Origin of the sequence: Streptomyces sp. R11 (genome assembly GCF_041051905.1) — a bacterium.
Classification (GTDB): Bacteria; Actinomycetota; Actinomycetes; order Streptomycetales; family Streptomycetaceae; genus Streptomyces.
In genome coordinates this window covers 7,807,706-7,820,987 of sequence record NZ_CP163432.1, presented here as the reverse complement: position 1 = coordinate 7,820,987, position 13,282 = coordinate 7,807,706, and the positions used below count along the sequence as shown (strand labels likewise).

Genomic DNA, 13,282 nt, shown 5'->3' with positions numbered 1-13,282 from the left:
GGACGAACCCGATTGTCAGTGGTGGACGGCAAGCTGGTGGTACGCCCTCATGTGCGGGCGTGACGCGACGACGCCGATCCGGGGAGAGCCGACCGATGCACACCGCCGTACTGACCGACCGCGAGCGCACCGCCGTACAGGCCTACCTGCGGCTGTTGCACACCGTACGAGCCGCGTTCGACGGACCTCCCGGCTCCCGCCGACCACCCGTCGTCCCGCCCGCCGTCCTCGCCGAGGCGGAACAGGCGCTGGCGGACGCCGGCCTGACGGGCAACGAGGAGGAGTTCTTCCGACTGCTGCAGAGCTGGTGCCCGGCGGAGCCGTAGCTGATCCCGAAGCGGTCCCGCGGGGACTCAGGTGTGCGGCACGCTCACCGCTGTCGCCACCAGCCCCCGCCGGACCGTCCAACGGCCCTCGAACCGGTCGACGGTCCGGTCGCCCACGAGTGGCCCCGGCACGAGGAGCCGGGCGCGGAAGCCTCCGCTGTGCTGTTCACCGGGGTCGGCGAAGAAGTCGAGGTCGGCCTCGGTGAAGTCCAGCCACTTCCCGGTGAGCGGGAACCACGCCTTGTAGACGGACTCCTTGGCGCTGAAGAGCAGCCGGTCCCAGTGGATGCCGGGACGGTCGTCGGCCAGGCGGCCCAGCCGGTCCGTCTCGGCGGGCAGGGCGACTGAGGGCAGGACGCCCTCCGGGAGCGGCTGGTGGGGTTCGGCGTCGATGCCGAGGGAGGCCAGTTCGGTGGCGCGGGCCAGCGCGGCGGCGCCGTAGCCCTCGCAGTGGGTCATGCTGCCGATCAGTCCGGCCGGCCAGCCCGGGGCGCCGCGCTCACCGGGCAGGATCGGCTGGGCGGGCACGCCGAGCTTCTCCATGGCGATGCGCGCGCAGGAGCGTACGACGGCGAACTCCCGGCGGCGCTTGAAGACCGCCTTCGCCACGACCGCCTCCTCCTCGGGATACAGGGCCGTGTGCGCGGGCTCCTCGTCGCCGTACGCCTCGACGGTGGCCACCGAGGCCGGCAGCAGTTCCTCGATCAACGGGCCCGGTCCTCCTTGGGCAGAATCGTGCGCAGCCGTCCCGGCGGGTCCGGTCGCTTGCGCCACTCGCGGGGGTATCCCACCGAGACCTCCTCGAAGCGGACGCCCTCGTGCCAGGTGGTCCGCGGGATGTGGAGGTGGCCGTAGACCATCGTCTCGACCCGGAATCTGCGGTGCCAGTCCGCGGTCCGCCGGGTGCCGCACCACATGGCGAACTCGGGGTACCACAGCACGTCCATGGGATGCCGGTCCAGCGGGTAGTGGTTGACGAGGACGGTGGGCAGGTCCTCGGGAAGTGCGGCGAGCCTGCGCTCGGTCTCGGCGACCCTGGCCTCGCACCAGGCCTCGCGCGACGGGTGGGGGTCGGGGTGCAGCAGGTACTCGTCGTTGCACACGACCCCGGTCCCGTGCGCGTACGCCAGCCCCTCCTCCTTGGTCGTGCAGCCGGACGGCAGGAAGGAGTAGTCGTACAGCAGGAACAGCGGCGCGACGGCGACCGGGCCGCCGGGGCCGTCCCAGATGGGATACGGGTCCTCGGGGGTCGTCACGCCGAGCTCGCGGCACAGCTCGACCAGGTGCTCGTAGCGGGCGACGCCGCGCAGGGTGACGGAGTCCTTGGGGTGGGTCCACAGTTCGTGGTTGCCGGGGGCCCAGACGACCTTGCGGAAGCGGCCGGCGAGGGTCTTGAGTGCCCAGCCGATGTCGGCCACGGTCTCCGCCACGTCACCGGCGACGAGCAGCCAGTCGTCGTCGCTGCCGGGGCGCATCCGCTCGACGAGCGCGCGGTTCTCCTCGTACCCGATGTGCAGGTCACTGATGGCCAGCAGTTGTCCGGCACCGCCGGCCGTCGACGTCACCCCTCGCCCCCCTTTCGATCACACGAATGACCTTACGAGAACACAGGCCGCGTTCGGGGCACAAGGCCGGATCACGTCGTCGCGTGGCAGGGCGCTGTGCGGGCGGTCGGGGACGGGGGAACCGGGACGGTCAGGAACCATCCGCAATTCCGTAACACGTACGTTGCACGCGGCACCCCTTGAAAGCCGTATGATCGCCGCAACACCACCGCCCATGAACGTCCCTTCGCACGGGGCGGTTTGGTGTCCCTCCAACCACCCTGCCCGGGCACGGGCCTGCTTCGCCCTGCCCGCGAACCCGAAAGGACGGCCCTGCATGGTCTCTCGCGTACGCGTCTGGCTCAACCGCACGTACGCGGAGAACGTGTTCTTCATGGATCAGCTGCGACGAAATCCCAGCGACCGGGCCGTTGAGATCCATGCGACGCACGGGGACGCCGACTCCCCCGTGCTGGCCGCCGCCGACACCGCCGAACTGGAGCCCGAGGGCCTGTCCCCGGCCGGGTACGTCGAGTACGCCCTCGCCCAGTGCCGGCGCCGCGGCATCGACGTGTTCGTGCCCCGGCTGCACCAGTCGGCGATCGTGGCCCACCGGACGGACTTCGAGGCGGTCGGTACGGCGCTGCTGGCACCGCCGCCGGAGGCCGTCGCGGTCTTCCACGACAAGGTGATCGCGTACGAGGCCGTGCAGGCGGTCGGGGTGCCGGTGCCGCCGTGGTGGCGCGTGCGCAATGCCGATGAACTGCTCACGGCTGTCGAGGAGTTGGAGGCCGCGGGTCACAAGGCCTGCTTCAAGCCGGCGTCCGGTGCGGGCGGAGTGGGCTTCCGCGCCATCACCCGCGCCCCCTTCTCGCTCATGCACCTCAACGGGTTCCCGACGCCATATGTGCAGCTGGACCTGGTGCTGGACGCGTTGCGGCGGACCGACGAGCCGGTGGACTGGCTGGTGATGCCGCGCCTCGAGCAGCCTGAGGTGTCGGTGGACTGCCTCACCGGTCCGGACAACCGGGTGCGGCTGGCGATGGGCCGGGTCAAGAACGGCCGCCGTCGCGGGTTCACTCTGCAGGAGCCGTGGCTGGAACCGGCGCGACTGATCGCGGAGGGGTTCGGGCTGCACTATCTGTCCAACATCCAGTTCCGGATGTTCGGGGACACGCCGGTGCTGATGGACGTCAACACCCGGCCGGCCGGCGGACTGCACCAGCTGTCGCTGTGCGGGGTCAATGTGCCGTGGCTGGCCGTTCAGCTGGCGCTCGGCGACGATCCGGGCGAGGTGGTTCCGCCGTTCCTCGGGCAGGACTACACGGTGGTCTCCGGGCCGCGGCCGCTGCGGCCGGTGTCCATTCCGCAGCAGCGCGCGGCCGAGGAATCAGAACCCCTGCTGCCGGCGGTACCGGCCCCCGCATCGGCCGAACCGGTCGAGAGCGGGGCGGCGCAGGTGCTGCCGCTCTAGTTCGGGTTCGCTGGAAGATCCGCCATCGGGCGCCCGACAGGCGCGATCGGGGCGCGTCCGGTCGCTCGACGGGGCGGTTGCCAAGCGGAGCGCCCCCTGCATGCCCCCTCACCACGAGCCGCCGGACACGCGTCCCTCGAAGCCGCTCGCTCCCCCTTTCGTGGCTGCTAGCTTCGCGCCAACACAGCGTGGAGCAACCGGGGGAGGCGGCTTCATGGCCGAAGGCACGCAGGACGACGGGGCATTCGGAAGGTCCGCGGATCCTGCCGAGGACGCGGCAGAGCATCTCGCCGCGGCGATCGGGACACCGGCTTGGGCCGAGGCCCGGGAAGGGGTCCTCGGCCTCTTACCGGACGACGAGCCACAGGTGAACGAGCGCATCGACGCCTGGGCGGCCGTCGCGGCACGTCGCGAGGGTGAGGGGCTGACCCGCTACCTGACGGAGTCGCTGCCGGAATGGCGGGAGTTGATCGAGAGGGCCGTCGCGGATGATCCCGAACGGGCGGAAGAGGCCCGCCGGTTCGCGGATTCCGTTCAATCGCTCCTCCCCTCGCCGGACGGCACCACGCCCCAGATCGCGGTGGCGACGGGGCACGGCACCGTCAACGCCGTGCAGAACGGCAACATCTACTACGAGGTCGTACTCGGCCTGGCTCCACGGCCGCCCCGGAGGACGAGCCTCGGCAAGACGGCCGTCATCACGGCCGGCGCGGCGGCAACGACGGCTGTCGGCGGCCACGTAGTCGCCGACCATCTCGCCACGGAAGCCGTGAAGGCGGCAGGGACCGGATCGGCACCGGGGGCGCCGCTCGCCGACCCGACGCAGGCGGCCGGCACGGCCGCGCAGACCGCCGGTTCCACGTCGGCCGCCGGAGTCTCGGCGCCGGGCGCGGCGGCCGCCGCCAAAGGCGGTGCGGCCATCCTCGCCAAGGCCGCAGCCGCCGTCACCAAGGCCCTGACGTTCGCCGGCGCCGGGGCTGCCGGCGTCAGCGTGCCCGTGGTGGCGAGTGTGGTCACGGTCGTGGTGGTCGTGACCGTCACTGTGACCGCCGTCGTGCCGCGCGTCATGGGCGGGGCGTCCTGCGACAAGGCCGCCGAGGGCCGCTCGGCTCCCGCGGTCCTGGCGGAGGCCGCCCGGCGCGTGGAACTGACGAGCTTCCGCTACGACGTCACACGCGGCCGGCACCATGTCGCCGGGGCGGCGGACCCGCATGCGCGCACCGCCTGGTTCCGGCAGGGCCTGACCGGCGGCCCCGTCACGAGCGGCACGATCGACCGGGGCAGGGTCGTGCTCCCCGCCGGCACGACCACGCCGTCCGGCGTGGACCCGAGGTGGGTGCGGGCCGACGGCGCCTTCATGGACGCCGTCGACCCCGCTGCACCGGCGAGGGAACTGCGATCGGTGACACGGGCGCGGCGCGAGGGCTGCACTTTCACGGGAACGCTCGCTCCCTCGGCCGAACCCAGCAGCTCTTCCGGAACCGCCGGACCGGCCGTCGCCAGGTCGAACAGCGGCACCGTGGCACTGGCGGCGGCCACCTCCGCACCTCGGGCGGACGACACCACCGTCGACTTCACGGCACGCATCGACGACCTCGGTCGGCTCGTCCGCCTCACCACACGGGCGGCCGGCGACCGGTTGCCCGCCTCCGCCCGCTACTGGGACTTCGGACTGACCGTGACCCCGTCCGCGCCGCCCTCCGGCGACGGGTCGAAGCCGGCCGAGACCGCCACCCTGACCGGTGCGTGGACAGGGGACTGGTCTACGGGGTTCGGCACCGGAGGGTTCACGGCCACCCTGTCCCAGGACGGGAACCGACTCACCGGAAAGCTGAAGGTCGACGGGGTGCCCTGCTCCCTGGACGGGGCTCTCAACGGCACGCTCGACGGCGACCGCATCACCTTCGGCAGCGTGAACAGCGCGAAGGAGATCACGTTCACCGGAAGCGTGGACGGCGACACCATGCGCGGCACCTTCGAGACCGACTGCTACGACGCCTCCGGTCCGTGGACCGCGCGGCGCTCCGACTCCTGACCGAGGAAAGGCACCGACGTGATACCCGACTGGCTGACCACACTCGCCGCGGCCGGCTCCGCAGCCCTGGTCAACGCCGCCTCCACCGACGTCTGGCAGGCCGCTCGTGAGCGCTTCGCCCGGCTGCTGGGCCGCGGCGATCCCGACCGTACCGAGACGGCGGCCCGGCGTCTGGACGATCTGCGCCGCGTCGTCGAGGAGCCCGGCAGCGAGGGTGAACTGGCCGAGGCCCGCCGTGCCTGGCGGCTGCGCCTCCAGGACCTGCTGGAGGAGAATCCGGACGCCGCCGACGAACTGCGGTCCGCGATCGCCGAGCTGCCCCCGCCCCGGCCCGTCTCCGCCGCCCCGATCCGCCAGGACAACCGCGCATACGACCACGGCACCGTGAACGCCGTCGTGAACGGTGATCTGACGGTCCACTCGACACGGCCGGCAGCATCGGACGGCTGAGAATTCTTAGTTTGGACCAATCCCGCGCAGAGCTTGACGCCAGGATTGGTTCATACCAATTTGGTTCGCGCACCTCTGCACATCTCAGCACCTGCGCACTCCCGAACACCCAAATTTCCCAGGGAGATCACGTGCGCAACCAACGCCTCAGACGTCTGAGACGTCGACTTCTCGCTCTGGTCGGGTCCGGCGCTCTCGCGATCGCCGGGGCCGTCGCTCTTCCCGGTACGGCCCAAGCGGCCGACGTTCTGTCCAACGCCGGCTTCGAATCGGGCGGGCTCTCCCCGTGGAGCTGCACCGGCCATCCCGGGTCGGTCGTCTCCTCGCCTGTGCACGGTGGATCCAAAACCCTTGCGGGGCAGGTCAGTTCGAGCGACATCGCCAAGCGCGGCCAGACCGTCGCGGTGCAGCCGAACACCACGTACAGCCTCAGCGGCTGGGTGCGGTGACCGGCCGTGCCCGGGCGGTGGCGTGACGAGCAACTGCTCCGGGATCAGCCAGAGCAACTGGCAGTTCACTTCGATCACCGCCGGGTTCACCGGCTGATACCCCCTGTCACCCTCCCGGGAGAATTTTTCCGGGCGGGTGTATCAGGGCGCCACCGGCGTGCTCATAAGAGTGAAAGGCAACGGGGGAACAACGGGGGACCGAGGAAACACGGGGGAAGCACCACCACGGGGGAAGCACCACCACGGGGGAAGCACGGGGGATTCGGGCCGGCCGACCGCTGCGACGGGGGCGGCGGCCGACCGGCCCGAAGTGAGCCGCACGGTGGTCGCTCAGAAGCGGCCCGAGCCCCGGTACAGCTCCAACTCCCCGTCCAGCTCCACGGCGAGCACCGTGGCATGCGGGTCGAGGTCGGCCGCCGCGGGCGGTTGGATCCACAGCACACCCGGCGTCTCGTGGAGACCGCCGGTGAAGCGGTGGGCCAGTTCCGTGCCGGTACCGACGACCGTGACCCGGCGTACCGAACCGAGCAGGCCGCGTACGTTGATCTCGGCGCGCGGGGCGTCGAAGAGGATCAGGTACAGGGTGCGGCGGTCCTCGGACAGGGTGCTCGGGCCGTAGTGGTGACCGGCCGGGAGGCCGCGCCCGGTGCCGTGCACCGCCTGCGCGTGCTTGGCGATCCAGTCGCCGAGCCCCTCCAGCCGCTCGGCCTGCTCCGCCGGGATCGTGCCGTCCTCGCGGGGTCCGACGCTCAACAGCAGGTTGCCGCCCGCGCCGATCGTCTCGGCGAAGTAGCGGATCAGCTGGTCGACCGACTTGTGGTTGTGGTCGTGGTGCTGGTGACCCCAGGAGTCGTTGATCGTCAGGCACAGCTCCCACGGGCCCTCCGGCGGTATGACCGGGGCCCCCTGTTCCGGGGTCGCGTAGTCGCCCTCGCCGAGCATGCGGGCGTTGAAGACGACGTCCGGCACCTCGGAGCGGATCAGCGCGGCGAGTTCGGGGATGCGCCACTGCTCCTCGCTGCGGTCCCACTCGCCGTCGAACCACATCAGGTCCGGTTTGTAGCGGGAGGTCAGCTCGCGGATCTGGCCGTCCCGGTAGGCGAGGAAGCGTTCCCAGGCGTCCAGGTCCTCGAGTTCCGCGGCGACTTCGGAGTATCGGTTGTCCTCCAGCTCCGGCGGGCGGCCGGGCTTGCGGGTGGAGGCGTAGTCGGGATGGCTCCAGTCCGAGTGCGAGTAGTAGAGCCCGACCTTGAGCCCCTGCTCGCGCAGGGCGTCCGCGTAGCCGCCGATCAGGTCACGGCCCACGTTCAGGTCGCCGTGGGCCGTGTCCCACAGGGCCACGCCGTCGTGGTGGCGGCTGGTCAGGACGGCGTACTTGGCGCCGGCCCGCGCGAAGAGTTTCGCCCAGTCGCGCGGGTCGTAGCGGGAGGCGGTGAAGCGGTCGAACTGGGACATGTACCGGTCGTAGGGGACGATGTCGTCGTAGAACGACCAGGACTCCTGCACACCGTCGACGGCGTAGATGCCCCAGTGGATGAAGATCCCCAACTTGGCGTCGGTGAACCAGGGTTGCATGGGCACCCCGTCAGCTCCCTTCCGCGCGCTGCAGGCGGAGCGTGAGGACCTGGAAGGGGCGCAGGGCGACTGCGACCCCGCCGTCGCCGCTGACGTCCGCGTCCTGAAGCGGACGCTCCAGCAAGTCGGTCACCTGGGCGCCCGCGAGCGGGAAGCCGGTGCGCAGGACGCCGCTCGCGCGGCCGCCGCGGGACTCGTAGAGGCGTACGACGACATCGCCGGACTGGTCGTCTGCCAGCTTGACCGCCTCGACGGTCACGCCGTCCCCGGCCACCGAGACGACGGGCTCGGGCGCGCCCGCCGCATCCGCGACCCGCAGGGGGAGGTTGAGGGCGTAACCCTCGGCGACGGCGTCCTCGATGCTCGCGCCGGGGAGCAGGGAGTAGGTGAAGCGGTGCATGCCCTGGTCGGCCTCGGGGTCCGGCACGCGCGGGGCGCGGACCAGGCTGAGGCTGACCCTGGTCGTCGTACCGCCGTCCTCGCGGACCGTGCGGGAGACGTCGTGGCCGTACGTCGAGTCGTTGATGACCGCGACGCCGTAGCCGGGCTCGGCGATGTGCACCCAGCGGTGGCCGGAGACCTCGAAGCGGGCCGCCTCCCAGCTGGTGTTGGTGTGGGTGGGCCGCTGGATGTGGCCGAACTGGATCTCGGCGGAGGAGTGCGGGGCGCGGATGTCCACCGGGAAGCCCGCCTTGAGGATCTTCTCGGCCTCGTGCCAGTCGATCTCGGTCTCGAAGTCGATACGGGGGCTGCCGGCGCGCAGGGTGATCGTCTGGGTGACCTTCGAGCCCTTGCCGAACGACCGCGTGACCCGGATCGCCCCGATCAGGGCGTCCTCCTCGACGACGGTGACCGCGTCCGCGTCCAGCAGATCCGTGTAGCGGTTCCTGTAGTGCTTGTCGATGTCCCAGGCGTCCCAGTAGTTCGGGAGGTCGGTGTGCAGACGCAGCAGGTTGCCCGTGTCGGCGAGGACTTCACGGCCGGCACGCAGATCCCGCACGGAGGCGAGCGTGCCGTCCTGCGCCACCTCGACTCGCACCAGGCCGTTGTCGAGGACCCGGCCCTCGACCTTCACCGGCTGTGCGGGCTCCGCGTCGGCAAGCGGCGCGCTGCCGCTCGCGGGCACCACGACGTACGCCGGTGCGCCCTCGGGCGTGCGGACGACCTCGGCCCGGTCGAAGGGGCTGGTGTTGAACACCCGCGTGCCGTCGGCGCCCAGCGCGGCCACCGCCTCGGCGGTCAGCGCCTCCAACTCCTCGGCCACGCGCGCGTACTCGGCCTCCGCCTCGCGGTGCACCCACGCGATCGACGACCCCGGCAGGATGTCGTGGAACTGGTGCAGCAGCACCGTCTTCCACAGCCGGTCCAGCTTCTCGTACGGGTATGCATAGCCCGGCGCGTGCAGCGCGGCCGTCGTCGCCCACAACTCGGCCTCACGGAGCCGGTGTTCACTGCGTCGGTTGCCCTGCTTGGTACGGGCCTGGGAGGTGTACGTCGCCCTGTGCAGCTCCAGGTAGAGCTCGCCGACCCACACCGGGGCGTCCGGGTACTCCTCGCGGGCCTTGGCGAAGAACTCGTCGGGGTGTTCCACGACGACCTTCGGGGAGCCCTCCAGGTCCGCCAGCCGGCGCGCCCGCTCCATGATCTCGCGGGTGGGGCCGCCACCGCCGTCGCCCCAGCCGAAGGGCGCGAGGGAGCGCGAACCGCCGCCCTTCTCCGAGTAGTTGCGGACCGCGCGGTCCATCTCCTCGCCGCTGAAGCGGGCGTTGTAGGTGTCGACCGGCGGGAAGTGCGTGAAGATACGGGTGCCGTCGATGCCCTCCCACCAGAAGGTGTGGTGGGGGAACTTGTTGGTCTGGTTCCAGGAGATCTTCTGGGTCAGGAACCAGTCGTTGCCGGCGAGCTTGGCGAGCTGCGGGTAGGCGGCCGTGTAGCCGAAGGAGTCCGGCAGCCAGACGCCCTTGGTCTCGACGCCGAAGTGCTCGATGAAGAACCGCTTGCCGTGGACAAGCTGGCGGGCGATCGCCTCGCCGCCGGGCAGGTTGCCGTCGGCCTCGACCCACATGCCGCCGACCGGCGCCCACTGGCCCTTCTTCACGGACTCCTGGATACGGGCCCACACGTGCGGGTAGTTGTCGCGCACCCACTCGTACTGCTGGGCCTGCGAGCAGGCGAAGATGAAGTCGTCGTACTCGTCCGCGAGGGACGTGACGTTGGAGAAGGTGCGGGACGTCTTGCGTTTGGTCTCGCGGATGGGCCACAGCCACGCGGAGTCGATGTGCGCGTGGCCGACGCCGGAGACGGTGTGCGCGCTGGCGTGGGCCGGGCGGGCCAGGACGGGCGCGAGCACCTCGCGGACGGCCGAGGCGCTCCCGGAGATGTCGTCCAGGTCAAGGACGTCCATGGCCCGGTCGAGGGCGTGCATGATCTCGTGGCGGCGGGGCTCGTGCTCGCCGAGGTGGACCATGAGTTCGCGCAGCACCTGGAGGTCGAGGTCCAGGTGCCAGACCTCCTCGTCCAGGACGGCGATGTCGGCGCGCTGGAAGGTGTAGAGGGGCTTGTCGCCCGCCGTGAGGACGTCACCGAGCGGGGTGGGCGCGGCGAAGTCGTTGGCGAGGATGTCCGGGTTGGAGGCGGCCTCGACCAGGTAGTCGATCTCCTCGCCGCCCGAGACGGGGTTGCCGATCGGCACGTACTGGTTGAGCGGGTTGACCGCCTTCAGGGGCCTGCCGTCGGGCAGGTGGACCAGCGCCTCGGCCTGGTTGCCGGGCCAGTCCCCCACGAAGCCGAGGTCGATGACCGCCTCGACGCGCCGCCCGGCCCACTCGGCGGGCACCCGCCCGCGCATCCGGAACCAGGTCGTGCCCCAGGGCGGGCCCCACGGGGTGTCCATCGCGAAGGGCGTGTAGCGGGCGGCCGCGGCCTCCTCGAAGGAGACCGGCTCCCCCGGCGCCTGCCAGGCCTCGACCTCGAAGGGGACGGTGGCCGAGTAGATCGCGGGCTTGATGCGCTGGTTGTGGACGCGCTCGACGCGTTCCTCGATCCGGCGGCGTTCGTCGTGCATCAGGGTCTCCAGGGAGGGAGAGAACGGAGGTGGGAAGCGAGGGGAACCGGGTGGAGGCCGGCGGGGCGAGGGAGGGAAGCGCTTTCTGAGGCGGGCGCTACTTAAGGTACGCGAGGCCGGGATGCACCCCGGCGTAGCCCTCGACCAGTCTGCGGGCGACGCCCACCGAGTCGACCAGTGGGTGCAGCGCGAAGGCCTTCACCGCCGTCGAGCGGGAGCCGGACTCGGCGGCGGCGAGCACCTCCCGCTCGACCGCCTTGACCGAGCAGACGAGGCCGGTGGCATGGTCGGGCAGCGGGGCGACGGCGACCGGGTGGGCGCCGTTGGCGTCGACGAGGCAGGGCACCTCGATGACGGCGTCGGAGTCGAGCACCGAGAGGGTGTCCCGGTTGCGGACATTGAGGATCAGGGTCGTGCGCTCGTCGCGGGCGATGGCCCGCATCAGCGCGAGCGCCACCTTCTCGTAGCCGCCGGAGAGGTCGTCGGCGTCGCGCTCGCCGGCGCCGGCCGTCTCCCGGTTCTCGGACATGTAGGTGGCCTCGCGCTCGGCGCGGGTGCGGTCCCAGGCCTGAAGCGCGGAGACGTCCGGGTTGCGCATCTGCTCGTAGAAACCGGCCTGCTGGTCGCGCAGGAAGGCGCCGCGGGTCCTGTCGGCCTGTTGGTAGGCGCGGACGGCCTCGCGGTTGAAGTAGTAGTAGTGAAGGTATTCGTTCGGGATCGCGCCGAGCGAGCGGAGCCAGTCGACGCCGAAGAGCTTGCCCTCCTCGAAGGAGCCGAGCAGGTCGGGGTCGGCGAGCAGGCGCGGCAGTTCGTCGCGGCCCGCGACGCGCAGGCCGCGCACCCAGCCGAGGTGGTTGAGGCCGACGTAGTCGATCCACGCCTCGCCCGGGCTCTTCACGCCGAGCACGCGGGCGATACGGCGGCCGAGGCCGACCGGCGAGTCGCAGATGCCGATGACTCGGTCGCCGAGGTGGCGGGACATGGCCTCGGTGACCAGTCCGGCGGGGTTGGTGAAGTTGATGACCCAGGCGTCCGGCGCGAGGCGGGCCACCCGCTGGGCGATGTCCACGGCGACCGGGACGGTCCGCAGGCCGTAGGCGATGCCGCCCGCGCCGACCGTCTCCTGGCCGAGGACGCCCTCGGCGAGGGCGACCCGCTCGTCGTTCGCCCGGCCTTCGAGGCCGCCGACGCGGATCGCCGAGAAGACGAAGTCGGCGCCACGCAGGGCCTCGTCGAGGTCGGTGGTGGCGCTCACCTCGGGCGCGTCGGGCACCCCGGCGGCCTGCTCGGCCAGCACGCGGGTCACGGCGTCCAGACGGCCGGCGTCCAGGTCGTGCAGCACGACCCGGGTGACCCGGCCCTCCGCGCGGTCCGCCAGGAGCGCCCCGTACACGAGCGGCACGCGGAATCCGCCGCCGCCCAGAATCGTCAGCTTCACGCCTGCACCTTTCCTGCCACGAGCACCTTGACGCCGGCCTCCTCCAGGGCGGACCGGGTCGCCGTGTTCACGGGAGCGTTCGTCACCACCATGTCCAGGTCCTCGGGACCGCATACCTTCGCCATGCCCGTCCCCGGGAACTTCGCCGCGTCGGCGAGCAGGACGACCTTGTCGCCGGCCCTGATCATGGCCCGCTTGACCGGCACCTCGACGACCGTGGTGTCCATGACCTGCCCGCCGGGCCGCACCCCGCTGGTGCCGAGGAACAGCCAGTCGGCGTGCAGCTGGCGCAGGTTGTCCTCGGTGAGGAAACCGACCAGGGAGCGGTACTCGCGGCGGACCATGCCGCCGAGCAGCACCAGCTCGATGCCCTCGTCGTCGGCGAGCTCCTCGTAGACCACCAGGTTGCTGGTGATCACGGTGAGGCGGCGGCCGTGCAGCTGGCGGGCCAGCCGGAAGGCGGTGGTGCCGATGTCGAGCAGCACCGACTGACCATCTTCGATCATCGCGGCGGCGTGCGCGGCTATGGCGTCCTTCTCGGGCACGCGCATCTCGGCGACCTCGGCGAAGGGCTGGTCGCCCTCCTCCACGACCGCGCCGCCGTGCACCCGCGTGAGCAGGCCGTCCTCCTCGAGTTTGACCAGGTCACGCCGGATCGTGGCGGGGCTCACACCCAGCCGCTCGGAGAGATCGGTCACGGCCGCGGGGCCACCGGAGCGCAGGGCCCGCAGGATGAGTTGGTGTCGTCGTTCTGCCAGCACGACGTGAACACTACTCGTCATCTTCAATCATCGCCATGCTCATTTCTGCTCGGGTATTGACCAATCCCGCGGAGCGGCGCACGATTCCGCTCACTGAAATGAAGAGTTTTGACGAGCTCTCCCCGACGGGGGTCCCCGGACGAGAGCCCGAGCGAGAGGACTTCTG

General features: G+C 71.2%; 10 protein-coding genes and 1 pseudogene. 5 read left to right on the top strand and 6 right to left on the bottom strand.

Translation table 11 applies throughout. The features are described from left to right. Window positions 1-95 precede the first annotated feature (95 nt). Window positions 96-326, top strand: coding sequence for a hypothetical protein (locus AB5J55_RS36210; RefSeq protein ID WP_369274664.1), 231 nt, complete (start codon window positions 96-98; stop codon window positions 324-326). Window positions 327-353: 27 nt separating this feature from the next. Here AB5J55_RS36210 and AB5J55_RS36205 read toward each other — a convergent pair whose 3' ends face one another. After that, window positions 354-1,034 (bottom strand): 4'-phosphopantetheinyl transferase, encoded by a 681-nt coding sequence (locus AB5J55_RS36205; protein ID WP_369274663.1) that lies wholly within the window; start codon window positions 1,032-1,034, stop codon window positions 354-356. Beyond that, the gene (locus AB5J55_RS36200) at window positions 1,031-1,891 is read right to left on the bottom strand and encodes a metallophosphoesterase (RefSeq protein WP_369274662.1); all 861 of its coding nucleotides are present in this window, start codon (window positions 1,889-1,891) and stop codon (window positions 1,031-1,033) included. The genes AB5J55_RS36205 and AB5J55_RS36200 overlap by 4 nt, the downstream gene beginning before the upstream one ends. Window positions 1,892-2,207: 316 nt before the next feature. On the opposite strand from AB5J55_RS36200, the gene AB5J55_RS36195 reads away from it, so the two are divergent. The 4 genes and pseudogenes from AB5J55_RS36195 to AB5J55_RS36180 all read left to right on the top strand — a co-directional run. After that, entirely contained in the window at window positions 2,208-3,344 is a 1,137-nt protein-coding gene (locus AB5J55_RS36195; RefSeq protein ID WP_369274661.1) for an ATP-grasp domain-containing protein, read from the top strand. Window positions 3,345-3,558: 214 nt separating this feature from the next. Beyond that, window positions 3,559-5,379 (top strand): hypothetical protein, encoded by a 1,821-nt coding sequence (locus AB5J55_RS36190; protein ID WP_369274660.1) that lies wholly within the window; start codon window positions 3,559-3,561, stop codon window positions 5,377-5,379. A gap of 18 nt (window positions 5,380-5,397) precedes the next feature. Then, the gene (locus tag AB5J55_RS36185) at window positions 5,398-5,829 is read left to right on the top strand and encodes a hypothetical protein (RefSeq protein ID WP_369274659.1); all 432 of its coding nucleotides are present in this window, start codon (window positions 5,398-5,400) and stop codon (window positions 5,827-5,829) included. A gap of 131 nt (window positions 5,830-5,960) precedes the next feature. Further along, window positions 5,961-6,275, top strand: a pseudogene (locus tag AB5J55_RS36180) (carbohydrate binding domain-containing protein); the annotation flags it as partial. A 333-nt stretch (window positions 6,276-6,608) separates the two neighbouring features. Here the strand turns inward: AB5J55_RS36180 and AB5J55_RS36175 are convergent. The 4 genes from AB5J55_RS36175 to AB5J55_RS36160 form a co-directional block, all read right to left on the bottom strand. Further along, window positions 6,609-7,859, bottom strand: coding sequence for an alpha-L-fucosidase (locus tag AB5J55_RS36175; RefSeq protein WP_369274658.1), 1,251 nt, complete (start codon window positions 7,857-7,859; stop codon window positions 6,609-6,611). A 4-nt stretch (window positions 7,860-7,863) separates the two neighbouring features. Further along, a complete protein-coding gene (locus AB5J55_RS36170) occupies window positions 7,864-10,917 on the bottom strand; it encodes an alpha-mannosidase (RefSeq protein WP_369274657.1) in 3,054 nt (1,017 codons plus the stop codon). Between the two features lie 97 nt (window positions 10,918-11,014). Next, window positions 11,015-12,355 carry a 6-phospho-beta-glucosidase gene (locus AB5J55_RS36165; protein WP_369274656.1) on the bottom strand — a complete coding sequence of 447 codons (1,341 nt, stop codon included), beginning with the start codon at window positions 12,353-12,355 and terminating at the stop codon, window positions 11,015-11,017. Further along, the gene (locus tag AB5J55_RS36160; RefSeq protein ID WP_369274655.1) at window positions 12,352-13,116 is read right to left on the bottom strand and encodes a DeoR/GlpR family DNA-binding transcription regulator; all 765 of its coding nucleotides are present in this window, start codon (window positions 13,114-13,116) and stop codon (window positions 12,352-12,354) included. Before AB5J55_RS36160 ends, AB5J55_RS36165 begins: the two co-directional genes overlap by 4 nt. Window positions 13,117-13,282: the final 166 nt, after the last annotated feature.

Coding starts and splice junctions, on each gene's coding strand:
- AB5J55_RS36190 (WP_369274660.1), top strand. CDS start 3,559: ATGGCCGAAGGCACGCAGGACGACGGGGCATTCGGAAGGTCCGCGGAT.
- AB5J55_RS36170 (WP_369274657.1), bottom strand. CDS start 10,917: ATGCACGACGAACGCCGCCGGATCGAGGAACGCGTCGAGCGCGTCCAC.
- AB5J55_RS36210 (WP_369274664.1), top strand. CDS start 96: ATGCACACCGCCGTACTGACCGACCGCGAGCGCACCGCCGTACAGGCC.
- AB5J55_RS36195 (WP_369274661.1), top strand. CDS start 2,208: ATGGTCTCTCGCGTACGCGTCTGGCTCAACCGCACGTACGCGGAGAAC.